Origin of the sequence: Nocardia sp. NPDC052566 (assembly GCF_044547285.1) — a bacterium.
Taxonomy (GTDB): domain Bacteria; phylum Actinomycetota; class Actinomycetes; order Mycobacteriales; family Mycobacteriaceae; genus Nocardia.
In genome coordinates, this window is the sequence record NZ_JBIUAF010000004.1 from 282,017 (window position 1) to 307,428 (window position 25,412).

Genomic DNA, 25,412 nt, shown 5'->3' on the forward strand with positions numbered 1-25,412 from the left:
GGTCCCGCTACACAGGCAGCGCGCGCACGTTCATGTGCGAGTAGGTGGCGTACATGTTGTAGCTGCCGTCGCCTTCGACGCGGTGCGCGACGATGTACAGGGTGGCCGTCTTATTCGCTGGTATGACACCGAATTTCGCGCTGGGCTGCGCCGGAAATTCGAAGCCGGGCGAGACCAGCGAGTACGCCATCCTGGAAACCCGGTGGCTCCAACCGACCGCGACGAGATCGCCGGTGGGACTGTCGACACGGACCTCGACGTTGCAGCGGGTCGGCGATTCGGTCTGGATCTGCACGCCACCCTCGACCAGCGGGCGCCATGCCATGGGTTGCGCTGGAATCGTCATGGTGGCAATGACTCTCGTGGGATCGGTGATTCCCTTGCTGGCGGCGAACTGCTTCTCACCGATCACCCACGGTCCAACCGGCCGCGGAGACGGTATCGGACGGAACCGCTGACTTGCCGCATCCCAGGACAGGACATAGTTCTGACCGAGCGGGCGTTCGTCGTTGATCAGCACATCCGAGGCGTCCTGGATCCTGCCTGCGGTACCGGGATCTCCGACATCGCCGGTCGCGCCACGGGGGAAGGTGATCTCCACCTGCTGGGCCGGTGCCGTGCCGGTGACCCGGGCGGCCGCGGCCGAACCTGTGGCGCCTGCGACGGCGGATCCGGTCAGCAGGTTCGGCGCGCCCGGCCGACCGGCGGTACGGAAGGCCTTGCCGAACGCGACAAGTTCCATACCGGTCCAGTAGTAGATGGCGTTCTCGGCGACGACCCGCCAGGCTTTGCGGGCATCCGCGACAGTGAGCTTGAGCTGGGTCAGCGCCGCCACGTCGGCGATGTCGCCCTGCCACAGCCAGGGCCACGCCGGTTCGCCTTCAGGCCCGGTCGCGCCTTGGCCGCCCTCGCGCAGTTCGACCAGGGCCTGCCGATCGACCAGGTCGAACGGGTTCACCGTGTAGGGCAGTCCGATCGAATCGGCGACCCCACGCATGGTGATCATGATGTCGTCGTCGTAGACGACGGTCGACGGTGCGTCAGCGGTATTTTCGGTGCTCACGGTGCCCCCACGGGTCGGGCCATGCACACGATCTGTGCGTCGGCCTGCAAGTATTCGTAGTCGGCCTCGCCCGTGGTCCTGTTCAACACCACATACAGCGTCACCGGCTGGCCGGCTGCCACGACGCCGACCATGCTGTCCGGAGTGAGCCCGCGCGTGGCGTAGTAGGGCTGGAATCGAGCGCGGGTGCTGGCGCCGGTAACCAAACCGGAACCGAGGGCGACGATCTGGCCGGTCGGCGAGCCGATGCGAACCTCCGCGTCGATGCGCGTGGTGAATTGATTCCAGTTCTCGTTGGAACGCACAACGACACCACCGGTGACGATCGGACGCCAGTCGGTATCTTGTGGTGGAATATTTAGTTGGGCAACAGTTTTCGTGGCTGTGTTGATGCCCGACGCGGAGGCGACGAAGCCGGGGCCGCCGTCCCAGGAACGCCCCTCGAGAATGGTCCACGGGCCCCGCAAACCGGGGTAGGGCCGTGGCTTCCACTGCCCAGCGGTCGTGCTCCATACCGGCACGTTCCGGTCGTTGTGGGTGCCATCGGCGTAGTCCGGCGCCTTGCGGATCGGCCCCGGACCACCGGGATCACCCTTGCGGCCTTTCTCGCCGCGCGGAACCGTCAGATTCAGTGTCAGATTGGGTGGCGTTCCCGTCACAGTCACCTGAAGCGGGGACCCAACGGGTCCGGTGTCGACCGCGCCGATGGCGACGGTGCACGGCAATCCATCCGGGCCCGGTGCGCCGAAAGCATCGGTGAATTCATCGAATCCGGCGCCGTTCCAGTACACCAGCGCGCCGGTGGACAGTACCCGCCACGCCTTACCTGCCTGTGCCATATTCAATTTGGGGGCAAGCGCCGAGAGCGCGTTCTGATCCGCGATGTCGCCTTCCCAGCGGAATGGCCTCGCGGGCTCGCCCTGCGGGCCCTGCTTTCCCGGTGTGCCGGTCATCAACTCCAGCGAACCGTCGCGCGGTGTGCCGTGCATGGACTGCACGACACCGGGCGCACCGACGCCTTCGTCGATGCCCCGAATCTGTGTGGATGCGAAATACTCGCCTACAGTGGACATCTCACCTCACTCGATGGGTTCCGCGAATACGACGAGCGACGCGCGTTCGGGAGAGAACCCGATTTTGACGCCGCCACCGCCGACCCGTTCGGTCGCGACCACCAGATTCGCCGGTTGTCCGGCGGGGACCACGGCGAAATCCGAGGTCGGCGAAAGGACTTTCGAAGTGCTGCCATCGCGGTAGCACGGGGTAATCGGCATGTACAACCAGCCGCCCGCGGCCGCGATCGACGTGGCGACGATCTCGCCTTGCGAATGGTGCAGCCGCACAGTTACTTCCGCGGCGACCGAGGCATTGTTCTCGAGGGCGATGTTGAAGCAATGCCCGTAGACGACGGGACGCCAGCGGAAGGGTAGCGCCGGAATCGTGTACGTACCGGCCTCGACACGGCCGGTGTCCTCGAGCCGCTGAGCCGCGAAATCCTCTTGGAACCACGACCATGGACCGGCCCCGAGTGGTGCGGCCACCGCCCGGAACTTCCGGCTCGACCGGTCGTAGGCGAAAACGCTGCCGTTGCCAGGGTCTCGCGTCTTGTCGTAATCCGGTGACTCGGTGACCTTTCCGGACGCGCCTGCGGGCCCCTTCGGGCCGGGAAGTCCGGCGGGGACAGTCACTTTCAGCTTCTGATCCGTGCCGGCGCCGCTGAACTCGACCGCCGGAATAGTCAGGTTCTCGTTGCTTTTCGTCTCGGTGACTGTGATCGTGGTCGGCTTGGCGACTGGCCCCTGTGGACCGACCGCGTCCGGAGAATGCCGCCACTCGGTGCCGGTCCAGACGTCCATGCCATTGTCGTCGAGCCGATGCCACCACTTGCCGCGGTCCTCCGCCCCGAGTCCGGTAGGCCTGGCCGCCGCGTTGGCGATCTGCCCCATCTTCCGGAAGGTGCTGCGCGGGCGGCCACGGCGGCCGGGTTCACCGAGTGGCCCCGGCGGCAGATCGGTCTTCGCGACATCGCTGGAGACGGTCGTCTGTGCGGAAAGCACGGGCAGCCCGTCAACGTCGAGCTCCCGCCTGATGGTTACGTGGGCGGGAAATGATATGTCCGCCATGGTTTCTCCTCTTCGAAAGGCTCAGAAGATGAGCAGGTCGAGATCGGCGCCGACGTCGGTGGCCAGATCCTTGATCGCGGCGGCGACGCGGCCGAGCCGCTGCCACGCCTTGATGATCGAGTCCTCTTCATCGGACCCGTCACCGACCACGATCTGCCATTTCGCGGCGGTCTCGCGGTCGTCGACGAAGGTCAACTCGGTGACGTAGTCGGTGAAGATCTGGCCGTCGAGCGCGAAGCCGATCTGATCGCCGAGCCCGTAGTCCTTGCCGAGGATGTAGGGGGCGTTGTCTTCGACGGTGACCCGCTTGCTGGTGTAGCCGCGGGTCAGGTGCATGCCCTGGCGGGCGGCGACCAGACCGTCGAGGTTGAAGGCCTTATCGCTGCCCGAGATGTACAGCTCGCGGAAGGCGTACGGACCGGCGCGATGCACCCGGTCCATATTTCGATAGACGTTCCAGGCCAGGAACACATCGTTGAGCTGACCGCGATACAACCACCCGAGGCCGATCAGAGACAGCAGGCCTTTGATCACGAACTCGATGCCCGCGTTCACCCAGCCGGGCGAGCGGCCGCCGACGATGATGTCGGTGGCGGTCGGCTTGTGCAGCGCCACCTCGGAACGGCCGATGCCCGAGTACTCGCCTTCGAAGTACCAGACCCACGGATAATTCCGGAAAGTGCCCTGGCTCAGGCGTTCTCCGTACACCGCCTCGTATTCGGTGGTCGAATCGAGGTTCGGGTACCGCATCGGAGTGGTTCCGTCGCCGGAGAATTCCTCGATCCAGGAAAGGATTCCGTCGATCAAGGTTCCGGTCGGGCCGGTGACGCCGGACTTGTCCACCGTCTCCAGGACGACCGTCGGCCGGTCCAGGTAGAACCAATCCGGGGCGGGCTGTTCGTCCTCGCCCGGCAGGAAGAACCGGGCGGTCAGCATGACGCCGGAATCCTCGAGCATGGGCGCGAACAGCTTGTCGGCCATATCGAATCGCGCCGACGCGGCGCTCCATTTGCTGGTGTCGTGCAGCGGATCCACCGGCACGACGGCGATCGGGAACAGCGAGTTGCCGATGCCGCCCCACTCCGGTTTCCCGGCATCCTGCCGCGGCACCCAGTCCGACGCCTGAAGGCGTATCAGGTTCGCCGTCAGGTAGTTGGTGATGATGGTGCGAACAGGGCCGAACTGGATCATGTGGCGCGGGAACTGCGCGAGAACCGGCGCGAAAGGGCTTGCCCAGCAGCAGATCGTCGCGATGTGATTCCAGCAGTGGATCGCCTCGATGTCGACGGTTTCCACACCGTGCTCGTCCCGGATGATGGACGCCTTGGTGATGTAGCCATCCCAGCGGAACCCCTTGGTGTTCACGGTGATCGGGATGGTGGCGTCTTCTTTGTCTTCGAGATTGTTGAAGATGTGGTCGAAATGCACCATGTCGCGCGGGCAGATCATCTTCAGCCCGCCCGCGGAGTTGCGGGGGTAGGTGAATTCCAGCGAAAGGTAGCTGTGCTCCTCACCCACCTCCCGCATGAACTTGTCCCAATAGCGCACCAGCACATCGGGATTGCGCTGCTGCTCCTGTTCTTCCTTGAAGGCCTTGTCCATACGCAAGGCTTCGGCCTGCGGATCCCATGCCGGAGTCGTCATCAGAACGGCCTCGACGATCGCGGCGTGACCGAAACGATCAGACTGGACTGCAGATTGCCGCCGTCGACCTGCACGATGAGATCGGTGGCGCTCCACGGTTGCAGCGGAGCGAGCCAGCGGCGGCCGGCCAGCTGAGCCCAGACGTTCTGGGTCTTTGTCTGCGTGCCCGAGTACAGTCGCGCGGTGCGGTGTCGCGGATGGGTATCGATGCGCAGCGTCTGGTTGGCGTCCAACCGCGGGGTCTGCACCACACGCGGCTGGCCGTCGACCAGCGTCGTCGAGTCCTGAATCGCCCAGCGCCCAGGGCCGTTCATCGTGTACCGCGGCCACGCGGGCTGATCGGCCGCATTGCGCGCCCGCACCCTGCCCTCACCGAGGCCCGAGGTGTTCGTCCACACCGAGGTCTCGTCGAAATGCCGCTCCAGCGGATCCATCGCGGTCGCCGACATCTTGTACAGCGCGATCGCATTGCGCGCCGGATCGATATCGCCGACGGCCTCCGGCGCGGCGTCGAGCTGCACCTGCTGGAATCGCCAGCCCTGATGCTTGGTGTAGAACCCGATGGTGCTCGGCTTGTCGGTGGACCAGCCGCGGAACCAGGCGTCGTGCACCGCATGGAAATCCCGGACCGGGCTCACACCAGTGCTTTTCGCCGATTGGGAGATCACCGCGATGAAATCCCATTCCTTCTTCGCACGCACCGAGCGCTGGAAGGTCGCGCCGTCCTGGCGCGCGCCCTCGTTCACGAGCAGTTGCACCGGTGCGAACATGAATCCGTTCTGATTCGACAGCCGCACGCCCTCACGCCCGGCGTTCGCGCCGGACAGATGCCACACCCGGCCGTTGACGTCCCACAGGACGACCTTCGTACTCTGGCTTTCCAAAAGCTGGTGGGTCATCGTCCGAGCCCTCCTCCGCGTTGTTGCGCCAACGAGCGACGCCGACGAACCCGTTCGACCGCGATAGAAGCGCTCTTGGGGTCCATACCGTTGAAGTTGAAGATGTCGCCGCGCATCGTGCGTCCACCCGGGCCCTTGGCGAGGTCGGTCAGGCCGAAGCCGCTGCCGACCTCCTCCTTGATGCCGCTGGCGATGACCTCGATCGGCTTGGTGATGAATTCCGCGGCGGTGTTGGCCACCATCGAGCCGATCATCGAACCGACCGCGGGTGCCATCGCGCCGAGCGGGCCGAGGAACGGGGCGACCAAAGTGCCTGCGGCGGTACCGAGCGTGCTGCCGATGTTCGAGGCCGCGCCCTTGATCGCACCGGTGATGCCGCCGACGATGCCGTGCTGCTGGAAGCCACTGATGCCGCCCTGAAGTGCGGCCAGTCCGTTCTTCTGGTCGTCGGTCATCTCGGGCGTCTTGCCCGTATTGTTCGTCGGGGTCCATTCGACGCCGGTGTATTTCTTGACTATCGCGGCAATAGGCGCTGACCAATTGCCGTCGGGATCGACGGACTTGTACAGATCGCCGAGCCAGTCGGCTGCCTTGGCACCCTCCGTGGCACCGGCCTCGACGAGCCCCGAGGCGTTGTCGCCGAGTATCGGCGTCAGTACCGAGGAGACGGCGTCCCCTGCGACCTTGCCGCCCGCGGCATTCAGATAATCCTTGAAACTAGCCGTCTTCGGGTCATAGATTTCGCTACCGAGCTCCAAGGTCTGCGCACTGGGGATCGACGCCGCGGGGGTACCGTCGGTCGGGGACGCTCCCTCGCCGAGGCTCGTGTCCACAGGGATGACGTTTCCGTCCGAATCGGTCTGCTGACCGGATTGGAGCCCGTTGTTCGATTTGCGGTTCCGGACGATGAGCGAATTGGCTGGGGACTGTTGCGTACCACCGGACCCGCCAGCGACGATGGTCGAACCACCGCCCCCGCCAACGGAATACGTGCTTCCGCCGCCACCGGCATCGCCACCCGACTCCGACGACCTAGGGACGTAAGAAGTTCCGTCACCACCGATACCGCCATCTCCGGAGCCATCGACAACCAGGCTGTTCGCCCCGCCGGCGGCCGGGCCGCCGGTCTGGCCGCTCAACGTCATCGACGCCGTGAGGCTGCCACCGAACTTCTCGCCGATCAGGCTGCCGAGCTGGGCGCCGATCTCCGGAGCCAACTGTCCGTCGGGCCCCAATGCGGGCGCGAGTGCCGAGCCGAGGGCGAAACCGACCCGGCTGCCCGCCTCGGTCGCCGCACCGACTATGCCCTGCGCGAGCGCGCTGGACAAACTGCCGAGCTGGTTGACACCCTCGGGCTGTAGACCTTCGTTCTGGCGGTCCTCATTGCGGATCTGCAACGACCCCATCGGGGCCTGGTACGCGCGGCCGAGGCCGAGCGCCGCGGGATTGCCCTCGGTCTTCACCTGCATCGAGGCATCGAGCGGGTTGGGCTCACCGAGATCGGCTGGCTTGGAGCGGGTTTCCGCCGCTGTGGTCGAGCCGTTGTTCGACGCATCAGACCCGAACAGCGTGCCGAGCACACCACCCGGCCCGAAAGCCGGTGCAATCACCGAACCGATGGCGGCTCCGGCGGCGCCACCGGCGTTGATAGCCGCATTTCCGATGCCGCCCAAGGCATCTGCCACCAGACCGAACAGGCCGAAGTCCTGTGGGCGGAACGCCCCATCGGATCCGGTGGTTCCCATCGGATTTCGGAGCAGGTCGCGCCACGACTGCGCATTCGAGTTCGAGGCGCCGACCAGACCGCCGTCGGCGAAGCCCGGCAGCATGCCGTCGAGGTAGGTGGGCGAAGGCACCCACCCGCCGTTGATCGCGGCCAGCAGCGGCAGCGCCTTCGACGTCGCCGCCGCGTTGACCACGAACTCACCGGGCGAGAGCCGGGCGAGGACCTTGTCCTCGCGCGGACCGCCTTCGCCGTACACCCGGCCGCCCCTGGCGAACCGCGGTGTGCGGCGGGCGATTTCCGACCCGGAGCCGGTCTCGTCGATGATCTCGTCGTCGGAATCGCTGTCGCCGTGGCGATCTCGCGCCGGGTTGGACAGCGTGGCCTTCGAACTGATCCGGACGACCCTGGTGCGGGTCTTTACATCCTTGCCGTCCGGGCTGTAGCGGTTGAGCGCACCGGAGGACATCCAATTGGCGAAGAACCTCGGTACCGCACCGAGGATCTGATGAAAAGCCTGCGCGAGCGAACCGACCTGGACGGAATCACCAGTGATCCCTTCGGCCGAATCACCGGCCACCAGAATCGGTTCGTCGCCGGGCAGGGTGATGATCGAGGTGCCGCTGGTCTTTCCGCCCTCCCAGACGGCGCCACTCGGTAGTGTGACCTTCTTGCCGGGAGCGGGCTGGCCGTTGGTGGTCATGGCCAGGATGTCCGGCATAGCCATCACCGGCGGGCGCGACTGCTCAGGGCGCTTCGAGTCCGGCGGAGTCCGCACATCGGAGCTCATTTGTTTCTCCACATTCGCATCTACTTTCTCGGCCGCGTCCGCAGACCAGCACCCGTGCTCAGTTACTCACTCCAGCTGAGGAACTCGTTCATCTCGTTGATGCCGACCGCCGTACCGACTCGCTCGCGACCAGACTTGACGCCGGGCCTTGGCACCAGTTCGGGGCGGTTGCGCCCGTTCCTGGCATCTTCGGTTTTCGCCCATACGAGCCAGCGCAGGGAATCGGTGATATCGGCGAGCAGGTACTGGTCCAGTTGCCAGCGGTGGCCGTCGGGATTCATCGCGCGATACAGCGCGGACTCGGTGGGCAGCCATTTCACGATCGCCTTCAGCTCGTGCCAGCCGAGCGCCTCTGTGCCGAGGTGAGCCAGTCGCAGGCCGAGGGTGATCAGGTCGTATTCGATTGCCTCGCAATGCTCTTCGAGAAGAGCATCGAGGCTTAGGATTCCCCCAGGTTGACTCCCGAATGCGTGCGCCAAGCATCGAGCAGTTCGTGGTACGCCTCCGGGTCCATCTCGTCCATGACGGCGAGCGACTCGGGCGGCAGCGTCAGTTCCAGCAGCGTGTACATCGCGTCGACGTCGCCGAGGCGGCGGATCCGGCGGATCAGGCCCGGCTTGAGGTAGGACAGCGACGGCAGGTGCAGTTCGACACCGTCCACGGTGGTGACGAAATCGTCCTTCACCTGGATGGGCCGGTTGATGGTGATCGGAGCTTTCGGGGAAGTCATTGGTTCGCAGACCCTTTCATGACATGTGCTTACGCAGGCGGTTGTTGTTCGGTGAAAAATGAAGGGGCCCAACGGCGGCGGGCGGGCCTGCGCATAGGTGTTTGACCCGCCGCCGTTGGGGGCTCTATCAGGACGCGGTCTTGATGCCGTCGTCCAGGTAGCGGTAGGCCTTCACGCCGGCGTCGTCCTTGAACGCTTCGACGGTGATGGTGAAGCCGGCCAGCTCGTTCGAGACGAACTTGCGCTCCTGGACCTGCGAGATCGAGGCGTTCGGCAGCACGATGCGCAGCTTCTTGCTCTCGTTCAGCATGTCGAAGACCCACGCGCGACGCGGCAGCACGGTGCCGGTCTCCTTGACCGTGTACAGCTTGCCGCTGCTGGCGCTGGCCGCGGTGGTGGTGATGTTGGTATCGCCGAAGACCTCCTTGAGGACGTCCTCGTCCCACACCGCGTACAGGGTGAGGCCGAACCGGACCGAGTGCTCGGTCTGCAGGTTGGCGATGATGTCGGCGTTCCAGTCCTTGATCTGCTCGATCTTGCGCTCGCCCTTGGACTCGATGCCGTCCTCGGAGACGTAGCCGAGGGGCTTGAAACCGGCGGCCGGGGCGGCGCTCGCGCCGACAGGAAGCACGGTGTTGATCGGGGCGACGAGCACACCACCGGAAACGGAGACCGGAGTGCCGGCGCCGATGTACTTGCTAGAAGGCAGAGCCATCTTGATTTCTCCCTTGGGATTGTTGCGCAGGCCCATGGGATGGGGTTATTCAGTTGTGGCTCCCGGAAGGGAGTCAGGCGAGGACTTTGCCTCGCACGATCATGTCGGCGATGAACGCGTGCCGAGGGGCCGCGGTCGCCGTTTCGGTGATGTTGTCCTCGCCGGCATCCTCGATGTAGTCGCACCACACGGTGCCGAGGTAGCCGGGCGCGGCCGCGGTGACGATCGCCCGGACCAGCGCGAGAAGCTCAGCGCCAGAGCCGGAATCGTCGGAGCATTCGAAGACGACGCGCGGACGGTCCATGGCCAGGCTCGCACCGCGGCGGCCCTCACGGTCCTCGCGGTCCATGCGGATCCTGCGGTCGTTGCGCACCACCCGCACCATGCGCGCCGGACGCGGATCGGGCACCTTGGTGACCACCTTCGCCGTGTCGTGCAGCGTGGTGAGTTCCGTGGTGAGGAATTCGACCAGCGTTTTCTCGATGTCGGGGAACACGATTCGTTCAGTCATCGCGCTACCACCCTTTCGTGGCTATTGCTCCTGCCGGGCTTGCGCGATCCGCTGACGCAGCTGATCCACAAGTCCCGCATAGGCTTCGGTCTTGGTCGCGGCCTCGAAGGACAGGCCGCGGGGATGCACGGCGTACCAGAGGCCGTCATCGGTTTGGCTGACCTTGATGTCCTCCAGGTCGTAGAACTCCTCCGGATCCAGCGCGGGCCATTCACCGTTGTCGTCCTTGGTGACGTGCATTCCGGTGTCGAACGCACCGGGCTGACCGCCCGGCGTCGGCACCCAGCGGATCTCCACCAGCTCGGAATGCACACGCACACCACGCTTTACGAGATATTCGGCAACCCGCGTCGCCTGCTTGATCCCGGTCACCGTCGCCTCCGCCGTCTTCGGCGAGGTCTTGCTCTGCCAGGCGGGCAAATGGATGACCGAGAGCTCCTCGGCCAGCGCCTTCACCTCGGGATCCAGCTCCGCGGTAGCCTCGGATTCGGCGAGCTTCCCACTCAAAGCCTGCTGGATGAACGCGAGAAACTGCGGCGTAACCAGCTGCCCGGTATCGGTTTGCACGTACTCCGGCGGCGACTGATGATTCGGGAACTGGACGGATTCGACAATTTCCTTGTCAGACATGGATGTTCGTTGCCTCCGAAGGTGGGCATGAAAAAACCCAACCCCGGCAACGGGATTGGGTTTTCGAGAGAGTATGTGAGTGCGGGTACAAGTTCCGCCGATGGCTTCAGCCTAACAGGAAGGCTTCACCTAACGCAAGATCAAGTTTTCGGAATGTTCTGCCGCGCAGAGCTCTTCGTCCACCGAAGCCGACTACCAGCCGCCCGACACGAGCCACTCCACCTGGAAGTCCGCAGGCGAGATCTTGGTTGCTTCATGGCCTGGACGAAGCGAAATTTCGTCGGCTGACAGGATCGGGGTGCGATCCAGTTCGGTTCCGTCGGTGTAGGCCGAGATACTCGCGAAACCAGTGCTGCCGTCTTGGAAGACGTTCACCTTCCGTCGCTCGCGACCATCAGATCGAACCTCGCTGAACGTCGTGAGCGGCTCTGTGGCCGAGCCGGACTCGCGAACGACCTTGATGTACCACATATCTGGTTCCATCGGGGTGAAATCAGCGGCAAGGAGCACAGCACGTTCACGATCTACTGCCAGATCCTCGAGCTCGAGCACACCGTCCATCTCACCGAGATCCGCGTCGTCAGAGTCGTCGAGGTCCGTTGGACGAATCCCCACGAACTGACCGTTCTCGTCGACCAATCGGCGAGTCTCGGCAATCTCGTCCAGCATCCATTGCGGCACGACATCACGCGGATACATCTGCAGGTCCTGCTCGAGATCGAACCCGAGCAGTCCCTCATCCTCGGGCCGCTCGTATCCGAACACGGTGCTGACTTCGCCGGCACTATTGATCAGCAGTTGCATCGTGAACCAAGTACCCTGCCCTGGAACGTACATGAGATCCCGCAACTGCTGAACAGCGTCAGGAAAGCCGATACGACCCAATTGCATGTACGGACCGTCAGTAGTGTTGACCGCCACTTCGAATTCCATCGACCGCCCAACCAGAATGTATGTCAAATCAATGCTCACCCAATTATCCGGAGCACGTTGAACTGCATTTTCGGCGACCTCTACCATGAGCTCCTGCTGTCGAGCAACATCGAACGACTCAACACCGTCTCCAAAGTCATCAGTTGGCAATTTTCGCCTCGCTCCAAGAGATCTCGGTGACCTGCTGATACCCTACATGATAAGACAAGGACATGAAATCCTTACCTTGCACAATTCTCCCCGAGGCCAGCGCTTATTGACAATTTAGTTCACACCTGTGGTCAGGAACTCAGCGGCTCGATATCGTCGGCCCACGACGGTTGATTACCATTTCCGCCATCGACTCCATAACATCCCGGAGATCCTCCACGTCGGGGGCGGTCGCCGCAAACCACGACGACACACTCTGCCATCCATTGCCCGCACTCTCTCCCGCGACCACGTCCCACACCGGCGGATCATCCAAACCGAGATCCGCACCATCGATGACGTAATAGGCATAGCCCTGGTGCGAACTCAGCACCAGTAGCCCCGCCAGATCCTTGAAATCGTTGTCCAATGCCGAAAGCGCTTCTACCGTACAGCTCTTCGCATCCGAAGCAACACCGATGACTCCGAAGTCGCTACCAGTTGACCACAAACCTTGCTGAGCCCCGATCAACCGCAGCACCTCGCGGACAGCCACCGACACCGAGGTCAGCCCCTGCGCCGCTGCAAAACGACCGATCTCCGGGTCCGACGCCCCGCGTACCGAGCCACGTCGGAGACCGTCCGCCACGACTCCCTCGAAAATCGACCGAACACAATCGATCACCACGTCAGACTCCAGTCATTCACCATCTCCTGCGGCCAGCCATTCGGTCTGGAACGCGACTGGCGCTATCTCCATAACCTCACATCCGGGAAGCCTTGCGATATCGGTACCTAGGTTTGAAACTCGAGCAGCCAGGAGCGATCCAGAAATGCTCCCGGCATGTAGTCCGACTCGACCTCGACCGGTACCTCAGTGTCGTAAGCGAAGCACGCCAAAGCGAGCGGTGCAAGCGCCAGGCTGCCTGCCACATCATGGAGGCGTTCCACGTCCGATGTCCAGTAGATCCGGTGCAGCTCGAGCGCTTCCGCGAGCGCCTCGTTGAAGCTCTCCGGCCCCTTGAAGAGCAGCGCGTGGAGGAGGTTTATCGGGGGGTAGAGCATCAGCTGCAACTCCACCTGCGGAGTATTGCGCACCACCTCGGGGAAAGATGCGGCAATCGTGGCGCTCAGCTTCTCCGCCAGGCCTTCCCGCCCAAGCCAGAACGCCTGGAGTACGTCAACCCACAAAAACAAGAATTCGTCGGCTCCAGCACTGGCCGACCTCAACGCATCCACCGGAATCTCACAGAGCGCGGTAATACGCTGCTGCTCACGACAAACAGCGGCCAGGTAGAAAGCAGTGAGCCAGTTTCCCACGTTGGCGCTCGCCTGCGGTCCGGTCACAGGCAATGTGTGCACCTTGTCGCCGATGCGACGTACAACGCTGTCCTCGCTGGCGCTCGTCATGGCAAACAACGCCGATCCTGTTTGCATAGCCGTCACCACCGCGCGCCATGTCTCGATCAGATCAGCGTTCGGATCCACTAGGCACCGAGCCTGTGCATGACGCACAGCGAGATCGAAGGCTCGGCCGATCAAGCCTGGCGACTTCTCGAGCGAAGCGATGAACGCCGAGGCCTCCGTATCCGCGTCCGCAACGAGACGCTGGTCGTCGGGTCCAGGCGTGCCATGCCGGGCGACCGTTACGGTCACGGGATGCCCCCCTTGCTCAAGTCGAATTCCTTCACCTGGTAGCCAGCATACTTGCCCGAGTCGTTCCGCCCCCTGATCTCAAGGTAGTGGAGCTTGCCGACCGCGTACGCCGCTTCGGCGCGCTCTGCGAATTTAAGGTCACGTCCGCCCCGCTCCTTCATCAAACGAAGTATTTCGAAAAAGTACTCTCTCGTGCCTTCGAGCACTTTTGTTCCATCCGCCAGCGTCCGATATCCTAGGCGGGTACGTATGTCACTCTTATCTTCAACAACATACACTTCGCCATCTTTCCCGTAGCCGCCTTCATCGAATCGACCATTGCCATTTTTTGGGCCACCAAGCTCCACCAATTCAACGTCCGGAAATACTTCCGGAAGCGCCGCAAACCTGCCCACCTTCTCACCATACCGTTCCGCGTATTTCGTCATCTTGTCCTGCGCGGCACTGTAGGCGTCTCTTGCTTCCGCCTCCTTCTTCATATTCCTCACACTGGGGCTCAGCTCATTTCTCAGAATTGCATCCGCCTTGGCTTTCTCAGCCTTCATAACTGCATCAATCGAAGCTTGTCGAGTATGAGCATAGTAATCCAAGACCTTTCGAGCACCCCAGCCCGTATCCACACCCGAACTGTTACTCGTTTTCGCAGGAAGATATCCGGGCTTCAACGGTTTCGGACCAGCATCCGCTTCAATCCAGGGATGACTGGGCGACTTCCGCACTAGATGCGGCGGCACCGTTCCAGTGTGATCTGGTATATTATCGCGCCAACGACGACCATCACTTGTGTAGTACTTCTCGAAATATTTGGTATAATTATTCGCCAACCAGGTCTGATATTCGGTAGTCGTTGGAAATTCGCGAGGCATCTTCGCGAAATCGCTGTAGGTAAGAGGAACCTGACGAGCATCAACACCCCCACCACGCTTGTTTGCGTGATATTTCGTTGCCAATCCGTCTACAGTAGGTGACCCAGGATCAAACCGTCCCATCGATTCAGCGAAGGCTGCCCCCGAGACGGACCTTATCCCCTTTTCAATCTTTGCGGCTTCTTTTATGACCGATTCAATCGTGGCTTGATACAGCACGTCTAGCTGTTTCGAGCGGCTTCCGACTTTCTTATATACACCGTCTCGAAGCTTATCGGGAACGCCTCGGAGTACCTCTGAGCCAATCTTGGCAAATTCTGGTATCAGCTTGACGGTCGCGAGGCCATCACTGACGAATCCAGATGTCGCCGCCAAGGACTCGAACCTGGTCGCATGAAGACGTGCACTTTCCTGAGCGGTCTGCCGGCTCCCCGCCTGCTCGGCATGCACAGGCGCGGTGGACACAACTCCGCCAACTTCACCGACTGCCGGAACGGGCTGAGCGGACACCGGAAAACGTGTCGAGTTTCGCCCCGCAGGTAGGCCTGGTGCGGCGGTCTGCCTGGCATCCGCGAGCGCGACACGGGTGGCCTCTGTGACTGCTTCGGTTCCGGCGCGGGATTGCCGAATCGCACGGCTGGCGGCTTCCATCACCTTGGTTGCGGCCGCCGCACTCGCCTTTGCGGCAGTGCCTGCTCCTCGGCCGATCCCCTTGACGGGTATGAACCAGGTGAGCCCGCCGACGGTGAGTTGACCCGCGGTTTGCGCGGGATGGCGGGTGGATCCCTCTAGGTCGGTCATCAGCAGGAACTTGGAGCGGGCGTTGATACTGCTCTGCAGACCGCCCCAGATATCGTGGGTAGCATCGCCGAAGCTTTGCTGTCCGGTCAGCCACCCTGCGGTCGCCCTCCCAGCAGTCATCGCCAATTTGAAATCCGACACGACATTGTCGATCACACCGGAACCAATTCCGATGGCTAGACCGAGGCCGGCGCTGATCGTTGGTGGCAGCAACAGGTCGTGGCCCGTCAGATCCTTCGAAAGCGACGGTAGATTCGGCTCGTACCCGAGCCAGCCGCCGAACGTGTTGATATACGAGCCGACACCGCTCATCGTGAAAAGGCCTACGCCAAGACCCTTTGCTTGCTCCCACGCTCCCGACCTGTAGTTGTCTAGCGCGTCGAGAATCTTTTCGCCGGAGCTTCTTGTATCAATCTTCGGAGTTATGTCGAAATCTTCGTGCGATCCGTCGACTTTCCAAACCGTGTAATGCCAATAGTCTTTGACTTGGATCTTGGTGCCATCCGGCTGGAAGAATGTCGTACTGCCGTCTTTATTGCGCAGAAATTCTGTCCGCTTCCCCTTGTCGTCGTAGGAGAATTCGCGGACGATCTCTCCCTTCAAGTTCCGGGAGGTGGTGTGCAGAACTCTGCCGGAGAAGTCACGGGTCTGCTCGTACGAGCCGTCATCGGTGAGGTTGATCGTGGTGAACCGGTTCTTCAAGTCATTTATCAGCGTGCCACTGACCTGACCCTTAGGATTGATATGCAGTTCCTGCTGCGTGCGGGTACTGTCCATCCCGGAAATATCAATACTGCGATCAGGGTTGTAAGTGCGAGTCAAACCGTCGGTACCTGCGTACCACCCTGTAGTATCCGCTCGTCTTTCACCGACTAAATTGGTTCCCCGATTACCCATCTCGTCGGTGTAGGTACGGTACGACCGCTGAACATCATCGGCCTCCAGCTGCGTGATTTCTTGCTCACCGTTGTCCAGTTGCGTGGTGCGCCAGATGGTGCCAGTTCTGGTATCGAGCGAATCCGTGGTCAGCCCACCGTCGCGGAGAATCGAGACGATCGATGGCCGAGAGGGATCATCGCCAGCAACCACTGTGTATTGCAGTATCTCCCCGGCCTTTGCACCGTTCGTGCCAGGTGAATAGGCCACGGACATGGTGCCGCCCGAATTCATCCAAAGGTTGTAGCCACCCAAATCATTGGCTGTCCGACGGAGCGTGATCTCCTTACCGTCGCGCCCGACGATCGTGGTATCGACCGTCTGACCGCCGGTACCCGGCACAATCCTGCTGGTCGCGGTCCCCAACTCGGTCTGCGTTACCCATGGAACATCCTCGGCCTGCCCTTCGGGGGCGTTCCCGATGTCGAACATCGTCGGCCCCTTGTAGGTGGCCTCTTTGAGCTCCGGCTCCGCGGTTGCCTGATTCTGCGGTTGACCGTTCGCGGGCAGCAAGGGGCCTGGCTGCTCAGTCGTCACACCCGGCTGGGTCGCTGTCCGCTGCTGCTTGGCTTCCGCCTCTTTGGCTGCCTCCTGCTTCCGCTTCCTGGCTTCCGCCTCTTTCTTGGCTTGTGCCTCACGCTCTTTGGCCTGCGGGTCGGCCGGCGCAGTCGGAACCGGATTCGGTTGCGCGGGCACCGTTGGCGCCGACGTAGCCGGTTGCTCCACCTTTGGTGGGACAGCCGGGGTTGTCGTGACCGGGTCGCCGATGAACTGGGCCTGCGGGATCGTATTGATCGGCTGGTCCTCCGACAGAGTCATCGAATTCGCAACCGCCGAATCGATCAGCTGATAGCCGTTGTCGATCCGTGCAACCTGCTGCGCGGACGACTTCTCCGTCATCCCATAGAAATTCCTGACCCGACCACCGCGGGCGGCGTCGGATGCCGAATAACCATCCGCTAGGCCATTTTTCGACATCGCGGAGAGATTTGCGGTACGACTGCTAGCCCATGGGGCGGGATCATCGATGGTGGGCCGAACGGTGTCGGTCGCCATTTGAACACCTCACATAAATTTGGCAGCTCGAACCGCCGCGCCGCCGATTCAGGCGAATCGGCGGCGACGGTTGGCGTATCAACGGAAAGACTTGGACGCGTAATTCGCTGGGCGTCCGGCTATTTCGACCGCCGACAGCGGGTCGGGTCGGACGAATCAACGATCGATCAGACGACGCGCACGTACGACGCGGGGTTTGTGGTGGCGGTCGGGTTGAAGGCGGTGACGTTCTGACTGCTCTTTGCCTGCAGGGTGATCACGTCGCCTTGTGCGACGGACTGGGTGGTCGAGACGGAAACCGTTGTGGTGCCGGTGCCGCCCACTGGTTGGCCCAGGTTTGTCACGACGACGTTGTTGTTCACCAGGAGTTGGAGCGTCACTGTGACGTCTCGGTTGCGGCCGGTGAGAACGATCGAAGCATCAAGGAGGGCATTGGTTTTCGGCTTTTGGACGACCAAGCCGTCGCCGGACAGTGTGGATCCCGGATATCCCTGCGTGTCGGCGAGCCAGCCGGTGATGGGCTTGAAGGTCGCGTTCATCGCCGACCAGGTGCCATTTTTCGTCATCGACGAAGGCAAGAAGTCTGTTCGCACATCCAACGACAGCGAGCCCGCACCGGCGAGAGCGGCAGGCGTGCTGGCGCGGGCGGTGTGAGTGTGCGTCAACGTGCCGGCTCCGGACAGTTTGGCTGGCAGAGCAACGGTCACCGACAGTGCACCCGAACCGGAGGCGACCGTATCCGCGCCGGAAAGCGACGCGGCCGAAAGTTGGCCTGCGCCTTCTTGAACAGCACGGACGGAGACAGCACCTATGGCCCCGGTCTCGATACTCAGTGCACCATGCGTGACGCCGTCGGCGGTCAGCGGTGCCAGCCCCGAATAGCGACCTTCCGATCCGAACAGCGCTTCGGCCGTGGTGACTACCGAAATGGCTGTGCCTGCAGCACCTTCCGCACCGGCAGTCGCGGCCGAGCCGATCGCCCTGAGCACGCCGGCAGCCGCTCCAGCGCCGCTCAGCGCGGCGGCCACGAGCACACGACCGGACTTCACGGAGACTCCGGCACCGGGGGCGCCGATGCCCGCGGCGCCCGGCCGGGTCGGCTGCCGCGATGAGCAGGATGCCGATAGTGCGCCGATCCCTCCCGTACCCACGTCGAGCATTGTCTGGACGGCATCGAGTAACACGGCGATCGCCGCGAATCCGCCGAACCGAGCAATCAGATAGGGGCGGATCACCGGTACTATCCCGCCGACGAAGGTCGTGGGTATGACCGGTGAATGCGTCTGTGCGATAGAGGTTTTCGGTGCAACCGCGACGGTGATCGGTGTTGTCGGCCGGAAAGCGATCACTGTCTCGAGTTGAGTGGCCATTGCCGCCCTCCTGGTCGAATCCGGCTGGATACGGACGCACTCCGTGACCGAAGACGTCAGATGACTCGCACGTAAGAGGCGGCGTTGCTGTTGATTTTCGCGTTGTCCTCGGACGCGCTCTCATCGCCCTTGACTTGCACCGTGACGACATCGCCCGCGGCTACGGCCAGGTTGGTTTTCGATATCTGCACCGTCGTGTCACCACTGGTCGCGACATCTGTGTCGGCTCCGGTCACCACGACCGTGCTGCCGACGAGCAGGCGCAGCGTCACCGTATGGCCGGACCATCCACCAGTGCCGGTGAAGACAATCGATGCGCTTACGGAAGCACCCGCCTTGGGCCCCTGGACCACCAAACCGTCGTTGGACACGGTCGAACCGGTATCGGCGACCCAACCGGGGATGGTTTTCCAGGCATTGGTCATCTTTGCCCAGTCGCCGCTCTTCGTCATCCGCGCCGGTCTGAAGCTCAGCGCGGTCGCTACCGACAGCGCTCCGGCGGCCGAGTGTCCCGCTTCCGATCTGACACGCGCGGAGAGCGCGGACTCCAAGGTTCCTGCGCCCGTGAGAGTTGCGGGCTGCGACGCCGCGACCGAGAGCGAGCCTTGGCCCGACAGTGAGGCTCGCGTCGTGACCAGACCCGCGAGAGCGCTCACACCGGAGAACGGTGCGGCAACAGCGATACTGCCGATCACCGCGTTCGAGGTCGTCAGCCCGCCATCGCCGGTGTGATTCGCGGTTTGCGGCGGCACAGCCGAGTAATGACCGTCCGAGCCGAACCCGACGTCGATTGCGGAGACAACCGCCGACGACGCCGCCAGCGCGCCGTCGGACCCCGCGGCGGCCAGTGGCCGCACGCCGGAAATCGCGCATGTCACCGCGCCCGATCCGCCCAGCGCGGCCGGTACCAGGGCACGTCCCGACCTGATGGCCACTTGCGTGGCTGCGATGCCCTCCGCGTCGGCGCCGGAAACCACTGCGCCTCGGGCCGATTCGGTGATCGACAACCGGCCTCGACCGTTGGCGACCATGGCTGGTTCGATACGGGCGCCACCGGGTTCGGCCGACATGGTCGCCGACCCGCCGAACGTCGCAACGAGATACGGCCGGATCAGCGGAACTTCGTCGTCGACGACGGAAGTCGCCGTCGCAGGCGTGAATGCCTGGAACACAGTGCTTTTCGGTGCTGGCGAGCGATTCACCGACGGGGTCGGCGCCGCGGCTCGCACCAAGGAATGTGCGGCCACCCCGGCACTCCGATCAGGACTGGGTGAAGGTCGGGGTGATCAGCAGCTGGCTCTGTCCACCGAGCGTGGTCGAGCTGATCGCGACCTTGTCGATGAAGTCGGCGACACCGCCGGTGGCGGTCTTCCACAGGCCGACATGGGTGTAGGTGCCCGGGGGGAGGTCGATGGTGACCTGGGAGCCGTTGATGACACCGCCGGTGCCCGAGGTCCACGTGGTCTGCTTGCGGGCGTATGCCGGTGCGCCACCGGATGCTTCGTTCGAGCCGTCCACACCCGGATCGGCCTTGTGCACGCTCACGTACGCGCCCGAGGCGCCGGCGATGGTCTTGTAGGCGTCGGCCAGCACCTGACGGGTGGCGGCAACAGCGATAGCCATGATGAACTCCTGAAACGAGAGAGATTGAGCAGCAACGGGATTGATTACTGCTTGCGGCGGACGACGCCGTAGAACCACAGATATTCGGTGGTGGGTGTGGTCGGATAGGACACGTACAGGCGGTATTTCGCGCCCGCGGGGATCAAGTCGGCCAGCTCGGCTTGGATGACGAACCGCGCCTCGCCTTGGGCGATCGCCGCGTTCCATGTGTCGAGCACGGTCTCCGTAGCGTCGAGCAATACGATTCGCACGACGGAGCCGGTCGGGAAGACCCCGCCGTCGGCGAGCGCGACGGTGTGCACGAAGTCGGCGCCCTTGGACAGCACCAGAGTTCGGTTGCTCGGGTCGTACCCGAGCTGTTTCTGTTCGGTCATGATGCTCCTGCCACCTGCGCCACACCGATCACTTCGACCGGGGGTTCGTGCGCATCGGGCTCGATGAAGACGGGCTCGGCAACCGGTTCCAGGTCGCCGAGGAACAGGCTGCCGCGCGGGATCGGGCCTGCGCCGCTGTCGGTGGACACCGTCAGCAGCCCGTTGGTCAGGGTCAGCGACAGCTCGTGGCCGTCGATCGTTACGAGGGTGGTCATAGATCCTCTGCTCTCCAGTCACCCCAACCGCCGCCGTTGACCCAGCTGGCACGCTGGGTTCCGAGGCCGACGTAGCGATAGGCGGGCCCCTTGGGCAAGACGTTGGTCTGGTCGGTGTAGGACAGAACCTGTACCCAGGCCCCGTCGACTTTCTTCTCGGCCGTGAAAACGTTGCCGATCGCCTTGATTCGAATTTCGGTGTTGTCGGCGACATTCGCGTCCGCACTCACGAGCGGAGTGAAGGTGTCGCTGCCGGTGACTCGCCAGATGGCGAAACCGTCACTGCCCGCGCCCATTGCGACATAACTTTGATTGGTCACATCGGAGCGCACGACCAGCCAAGCGGCCCTGGTTGTCGGATATCGCAGGCGACCGGTCACGATCTGGTCGTCGTAGTTGAGGCTGCGGCCGTAGATGTACCGGCGCAGACCATCGTCGCCGCCGTAGGCGACGAATACGCCGTCCTCGACGGTGGCGTATCGGGCCGACATCCGGACCAGCGATTCCGGCATCCCCTCCTCGAAGTCCTCGAAGAAGATCAGCTTCATCGGGTCCCCGGTGACGAGCGCCTTGCCGATCGAAACGTAAGGCGTGTACACCGAAGTGAATCGCAGGCTGCTGCCGGCGATGACGGTTCCGGCGGTCAGTGCCGCCGCACTGGCGAAGTTCGACTTGATCTGCGGCGGCCACACTTCCGGCGACCGAGGGATATCGACCGACGGAATACCGAGCAGCTGACGAGGATTGCCGCTGCCGCGCTGGTGGATGCCGACGAAGGCGGTCTCGCCGGTCGCGAAGATGATGTCGGCGGGCAGCTGTATCGACCGTTCGAATCGTGAGTTGGTGATCAGCGGTGTCTGGTTGTCCGACACCCATTCGATCTTGACGTCGCCGGTGTTCAGCATCCGGCCGACCACCACGTACAGCTCACACGGGCTGCTCACGTCGTCGGGGATATAGGTGACAACCCGGCGGCCGCCGTCGTACAGACAACGGATGAACGCGCCCTCCATCGAATTCGCCGGCGGCGTGTATCTCGGGGTGAGCAGCCACCACAGGTTCGCGACTCCGTTGCCCGCGGGGAAGGTGAGCAGATCCCACCCGGCGATCGCCCCGGACGCGACGCTCCACAGCGCGGTGTGCAGCAGGGTACGCGGAAACGACGACTCCTCGGTCAGATTCATCGTCTGCCAGTACGGCCGCACCGGAAGTCCGTCCACCACCACCTGAACGCGCGAATTCGTCGCCTTGATGACCGGTGTCTGGCCGTCGGCGGTCTGCTGCGCGGTGTCCGCGGACTGCTGTGCGTTGCGTGCGTTGCGCATCGCGCGGTCGGCGTCGTCACGCAGCACCTTCGCCCAGCCCGAAAGGTTGATCAGGCCGCCGGTGGCTCCGGTGACAGCGTCGCAGATGTTCGCGACGAACATCTCCAGCCCTGCCTGCATCACCAGGCCCATGTTGACCTGAACGGGGTTGTAGGACTTGAGGACATCGGCGCGCATCGACGCCATGGCGTTTTCCTTGGTGACCTTCGAAAGGCCGCCGATGTTCTGCTCGCCGGTCCGGCCCGTATAGGAACCCTTCGGCAGTTCGCGGTTCGGTGAGGTCACGGGGTTGCCTCGGACGCGCCGGGCTCGAACGTACCCTCCTGCGCCACATCGGGTTCCAGCTCGCGCGCGTCGACCAGATGCGACAGCTCGCCGGACTCCCGCAACTGCCGCACCAGCTCACGGCGTTCATCGATCGACATATCCGCGATCGAGGGTGTGGTCACCTCGACCGGCGGCGGTGTGCCGATCGGCACCCATCGTCCCGCTTGGCCGAGCCAGTGCTCACCATCGCGGCCCGCCGGTTGATATTCCAATGTCTGATCCTCGGGATAGTGCCGAAAGCCCAAGTCCCACAGGTGTTTGGACCATTGGCCGAGCACCTGGGGCGGCAGCAGCAGCGGCCCGTTGCGCGGGCCGGGCAAACCGACCAGTGCCCAGACGAATGCCTCGTGCGGATCGTTTTGATCGCATTCGTGCTGCAATGGAAGCGCCATCGATTGTCTCCGTCTCGAATTGTGCTGCGCTGGTTTACATGACGCCGAGTTCTTGCAGGTCGCTCATGATGGACTGGATATGCCGCAAGCCGCGCGACACCGGCTCTTCGAGCGCCTTGTCGTCGCCGATGGTGATCGACCACGCGGGCGTCACGCCGCGCCGCCATGAAAGCTCGAGCGCGGTCACCTGATCGACGAAAATCTGTCCCGACGGCATGCCCGCGATGGTCGCGCCGACCCGGTCACCGAGGAAGAAATGGCCCTGGCCGTTCTCCCCGATCAGGTACGGCGCCCCGTCGGCGACGGTGAGCTTGTGGCTGGTGAACGACCGAGTCGCCCACAAGCCCGCACGCAACGCCACCAGACCGGACAGCGAGTAGCCCGATTCGGCGCCCTTCTGGAAGTATTCGAAGTAGTGCGACCACCCCATTCGCGGGGCGCGCTGCGGGGATTTGAACGACAGCCAGGCGAGAATGGTGTCGCGATACAGTGGCTTGAGGAACGCGTCGATGGCACCGCCGAGCGGAACGCCGGTGACACCGAGAATCGCATTGGCCATCAGGTCGCCCGCGATGTTCACCGCCGCCGAGATGCCCTCGTTGACACCGTACGCACTGTGGCCACCGGTATTGATCTGCACCGCGGTGGCGGGCGATATGGTGAATTCGGACGTCTGGATGCCGGTGTACTCCGACTCGCGATAGACCACCCACGGGCTGCTCGGCAGCGTCCCCAACCAGCCGGGTTCCTTGTATTCGGCCGGGGCATTGGGATTCGGTAGTTCCTTCTCGTCCTGCTCCAGGAAGTCCTTGGTGAACTTCTGGAATGTGTGCAGGAGACCGTCGAGCACCGAGCCGCCTTGCGAAGTCCCGTCATAGAACCCCGACTTGTCGACGATGTCGAAGATCAGGCAGCCGTGCCGCAGGTTCGCGCCGGGCCAGGGCGGTGGGTCGCCGTCGAGATAGCGGCGGCAAGTGACCATGAGCTGTGCGTCGTCCAAGGTGGGTGCGGCCATGTCGTGCCAGGTCTTCCAGCGCGAGGACAGCACCGTCCAGACCGAGGTGTCGGACAGGAAGTCATTGGGCGCCACCACCATCGACCACGTCGACTGATCCAGGTTGAACCACTGCGCCGGATCGAGCGGATCATCCGGCAGCGCCCACAGGCTTGCCTCCTTGCGCAGGACGTTGAGGAACAGCGCCAGCTTGAGACACCAGCGGGACGGGCCCGCCAGCATGAACACCCGCGGAAACTGAATGGCCGCGGGCAGAAACGGGTTGCTCCATGCCTGGATGAACTTCAGCTCGTGGTAGTCGTGCATGAATTGGATTGCGACGGTGTGTAATCCGGTCTCGGTCTTGCGCAATGTGGCGGTCTTCATTCGGCCGCCCCAACGGGCGCCGTCCTTGTCCACCGTGATGTGCACGTTCTGTGTTGTCCGATGGCGTGCGTCCATCACCCATTTGGCGAGGTAGTGGTCGGCGGGCAACTCCAGCAGACCGGTGCCCGATTCGTTGAGCAGCCACTTGAAGTCGGCGGCGTACTCGGCGCGGCAGATGCCGCGCAGGTTCCAATCGCCATCCCACAGCCGGATGAGCGGCGGCTGAATTCGCAGGTCCTTGCGTTCTTTTCGCGCCGCCACCGCGTCGCGGTAGACAACCTCCAGGTCGGTCGTCACTGCAACCCCCACGGACGCGACCAGTTGCGCGGACAGCGCACCTGGACCTTCGCACCGGCAGGCGCACCCGTCACCGTCACCGGCACCTTCGTCGGCGGGGTCCACGGCGGCACCGAGTGCAGGAACATCTTGCCGTTCATCCGCGCCCACACCGAGGTGTTGTCGGCCGCGACGATCATCTCCTGCATCGGATCCGTGTCGACCGTAACGTGCTGCCCGGCAACCAATGTCGGCAGCGTGATGACTCGGTTCTTGAAGTCGTCGTTCTTCCAGGAGAAGTCGGGAAGCGTCCACACACCCGGCGCGGTCGCGACCCAGCGCAGCCACAACGGCTGGTCCGTCGGATTCGACACCGTCAACCACAACGTTTCGGACCGGCCCGCGGCCTGCGTGTCGGTGGTGGTCGTCGCCGTCGCCGTCACATCGGCTTCGACCCACCATGGCACGCCCGCGGTGCAAGTCATCACGACCTGCCCCCACTGCTTCAGATGCGGATCGAGCTTGGGTTTGAACTCCGGCTGCTCGGCCATGCGCAGATGCAGAGTGCGCGAACCATATTCGGTCGTGATCGTCAGGCGCGAGTCGCGGTCGTATGCCCAGGCCTTGCGCCAAGCCGAATCGACCGATTCCCAACTGGCCGAATCTGTTTCGAAGATGTTGACACCGAAGACGACGTCCCGCTTCTGCCAATTCGTGCCACCGTAGGTGGCGCCGATCTGGAAAGCGGACGAATTCCAGATGGTCTTCACCGGCGCGTCGTACAGCCCGGTCGGCGCGCTGGCCAACTCGACGCCCTCGGCGGCCTGTCCTGCGCCGGAGAGCGTCCAGTGGGACCCGTCGACGCCATCCACTTCGATGAGTGCGGCCTCGGCCACGTCACTTCACCTCTGTTCGATTGTTGAG

General features: G+C 63.4%; 24 protein-coding genes. All 24 read right to left on the reverse strand.

All coding sequences use genetic code 11. The annotated features are described in order from the left end of the window. Nucleotides 1–7: 7 nt before the first annotated feature. The gene (locus ACIG5A_RS21045) at nt 8–1,063 is read right to left on the reverse strand and encodes a hypothetical protein (RefSeq protein ID WP_397242419.1); all 1,056 of its coding nucleotides are present in this window, start codon (nt 1,061–1,063) and stop codon (nt 8–10) included. Next, nucleotides 1,060–2,136, reverse strand: coding sequence for a hypothetical protein (locus ACIG5A_RS21050; RefSeq protein WP_397242421.1), 1,077 nt, complete (start codon nt 2,134–2,136; stop codon nt 1,060–1,062). The genes ACIG5A_RS21045 and ACIG5A_RS21050 overlap by 4 nt, the downstream gene beginning before the upstream one ends. 6 nt (nt 2,137–2,142) lie before the next feature. Then, nucleotides 2,143–3,186 carry a hypothetical protein gene (locus ACIG5A_RS21055; protein WP_397242423.1) on the reverse strand — a complete coding sequence of 348 codons (1,044 nt, stop codon included), beginning with the start codon at nt 3,184–3,186 and terminating at the stop codon, nt 2,143–2,145. Between the two features lie 21 nt (nt 3,187–3,207). Next, nucleotides 3,208–4,830 (reverse strand): phage tail protein, encoded by a 1,623-nt coding sequence (locus ACIG5A_RS21060; RefSeq protein WP_397242425.1) that lies wholly within the window; start codon nt 4,828–4,830, stop codon nt 3,208–3,210. Further along, a complete protein-coding gene (locus ACIG5A_RS21065) occupies nt 4,830–5,729 on the reverse strand; it encodes a phage tail protein (RefSeq protein ID WP_397242427.1) in 900 nt (299 codons plus the stop codon). The genes ACIG5A_RS21060 and ACIG5A_RS21065 overlap by 1 nt, the downstream gene beginning before the upstream one ends. Next, entirely contained in the window at nt 5,726–8,242 is a 2,517-nt protein-coding gene (locus tag ACIG5A_RS21070; RefSeq protein WP_397242429.1) for a hypothetical protein, read from the reverse strand. Before ACIG5A_RS21070 ends, ACIG5A_RS21065 begins: the two co-directional genes overlap by 4 nt. Nucleotides 8,243–8,304: 62 nt before the next feature. Next, nucleotides 8,305–8,721 (reverse strand): DUF5361 domain-containing protein, encoded by a 417-nt coding sequence (locus ACIG5A_RS21075; protein ID WP_397242431.1) that lies wholly within the window; start codon nt 8,719–8,721, stop codon nt 8,305–8,307. Further along, on the reverse strand, nt 8,682–8,972 hold the full coding sequence (locus ACIG5A_RS21080) for a hypothetical protein (RefSeq protein ID WP_397242433.1): 291 nt from the start codon (nt 8,970–8,972) through the stop codon (nt 8,682–8,684). Before ACIG5A_RS21080 ends, ACIG5A_RS21075 begins: the two co-directional genes overlap by 40 nt. A 127-nt stretch (nt 8,973–9,099) precedes the next feature. Next, nucleotides 9,100–9,723, reverse strand: coding sequence for a hypothetical protein (locus tag ACIG5A_RS21085; protein WP_397242435.1), 624 nt, complete (start codon nt 9,721–9,723; stop codon nt 9,100–9,102). A 37-nt stretch (nt 9,724–9,760) separates the two neighbouring features. After that, the gene (locus tag ACIG5A_RS21090) at nt 9,761–10,198 is read right to left on the reverse strand and encodes a hypothetical protein (protein ID WP_397242437.1); all 438 of its coding nucleotides are present in this window, start codon (nt 10,196–10,198) and stop codon (nt 9,761–9,763) included. 21 nt (nt 10,199–10,219) lie between these two features. Next, on the reverse strand, nt 10,220–10,828 hold the full coding sequence (locus ACIG5A_RS21095) for a hypothetical protein (RefSeq protein ID WP_397242439.1): 609 nt from the start codon (nt 10,826–10,828) through the stop codon (nt 10,220–10,222). A 192-nt stretch (nt 10,829–11,020) separates the two neighbouring features. Beyond that, nucleotides 11,021–11,911, reverse strand: coding sequence for a DUF6881 domain-containing protein (locus ACIG5A_RS21100; protein WP_397242441.1), 891 nt, complete (start codon nt 11,909–11,911; stop codon nt 11,021–11,023). A gap of 139 nt (nt 11,912–12,050) precedes the next feature. Next, nucleotides 12,051–12,578 carry a hypothetical protein gene (locus tag ACIG5A_RS21105; RefSeq protein WP_397242443.1) on the reverse strand — a complete coding sequence of 176 codons (528 nt, stop codon included), beginning with the start codon at nt 12,576–12,578 and terminating at the stop codon, nt 12,051–12,053. A 107-nt stretch (nt 12,579–12,685) separates the two neighbouring features. Then, nucleotides 12,686–13,546, reverse strand: coding sequence for an immunity 49 family protein (locus tag ACIG5A_RS21110; protein ID WP_397242445.1), 861 nt, complete (start codon nt 13,544–13,546; stop codon nt 12,686–12,688). After that, entirely contained in the window at nt 13,543–17,205 is a 3,663-nt protein-coding gene (locus tag ACIG5A_RS21115) for a hypothetical protein (protein WP_397242447.1), read from the reverse strand. Before ACIG5A_RS21115 ends, ACIG5A_RS21110 begins: the two co-directional genes overlap by 4 nt. A 167-nt stretch (nt 17,206–17,372) precedes the next feature. After that, nucleotides 17,373–18,575, reverse strand: a complete 1,203-nt coding sequence (locus ACIG5A_RS21120) for a hypothetical protein (RefSeq protein ID WP_397242449.1) — start codon at nt 18,573–18,575, stop codon at nt 17,373–17,375. Between the two features lie 56 nt (nt 18,576–18,631). After that, a complete protein-coding gene (locus ACIG5A_RS21125) occupies nt 18,632–19,804 on the reverse strand; it encodes a hypothetical protein (RefSeq protein WP_397242451.1) in 1,173 nt (390 codons plus the stop codon). 31 nt (nt 19,805–19,835) lie between these two features. Next, nucleotides 19,836–20,198, reverse strand: a complete 363-nt coding sequence (locus ACIG5A_RS21130) for a hypothetical protein (protein WP_397242453.1) — start codon at nt 20,196–20,198, stop codon at nt 19,836–19,838. Nucleotides 20,199–20,242: 44 nt separating this feature from the next. Beyond that, the gene (locus tag ACIG5A_RS21135; protein ID WP_397242455.1) at nt 20,243–20,572 is read right to left on the reverse strand and encodes a hypothetical protein; all 330 of its coding nucleotides are present in this window, start codon (nt 20,570–20,572) and stop codon (nt 20,243–20,245) included. Further along, nucleotides 20,569–20,787, reverse strand: a complete 219-nt coding sequence (locus ACIG5A_RS21140) for a hypothetical protein (protein WP_397242457.1) — start codon at nt 20,785–20,787, stop codon at nt 20,569–20,571. Before ACIG5A_RS21140 ends, ACIG5A_RS21135 begins: the two co-directional genes overlap by 4 nt. Continuing rightward, the gene (locus ACIG5A_RS21145) at nt 20,784–22,397 is read right to left on the reverse strand and encodes a hypothetical protein (protein ID WP_397242459.1); all 1,614 of its coding nucleotides are present in this window, start codon (nt 22,395–22,397) and stop codon (nt 20,784–20,786) included. Before ACIG5A_RS21145 ends, ACIG5A_RS21140 begins: the two co-directional genes overlap by 4 nt. After that, the gene (locus ACIG5A_RS21150) at nt 22,394–22,831 is read right to left on the reverse strand and encodes a DUF2744 domain-containing protein (RefSeq protein WP_397242461.1); all 438 of its coding nucleotides are present in this window, start codon (nt 22,829–22,831) and stop codon (nt 22,394–22,396) included. The genes ACIG5A_RS21145 and ACIG5A_RS21150 overlap by 4 nt, the downstream gene beginning before the upstream one ends. A 34-nt stretch (nt 22,832–22,865) precedes the next feature. Continuing rightward, nucleotides 22,866–24,509, reverse strand: coding sequence for a phage tail protein (locus ACIG5A_RS21155; RefSeq protein WP_397242463.1), 1,644 nt, complete (start codon nt 24,507–24,509; stop codon nt 22,866–22,868). Further along, the gene (locus ACIG5A_RS21160) at nt 24,506–25,384 is read right to left on the reverse strand and encodes a phage tail protein (protein ID WP_397242465.1); all 879 of its coding nucleotides are present in this window, start codon (nt 25,382–25,384) and stop codon (nt 24,506–24,508) included. Before ACIG5A_RS21160 ends, ACIG5A_RS21155 begins: the two co-directional genes overlap by 4 nt. Nucleotides 25,385–25,412 lie beyond the last annotated feature (28 nt).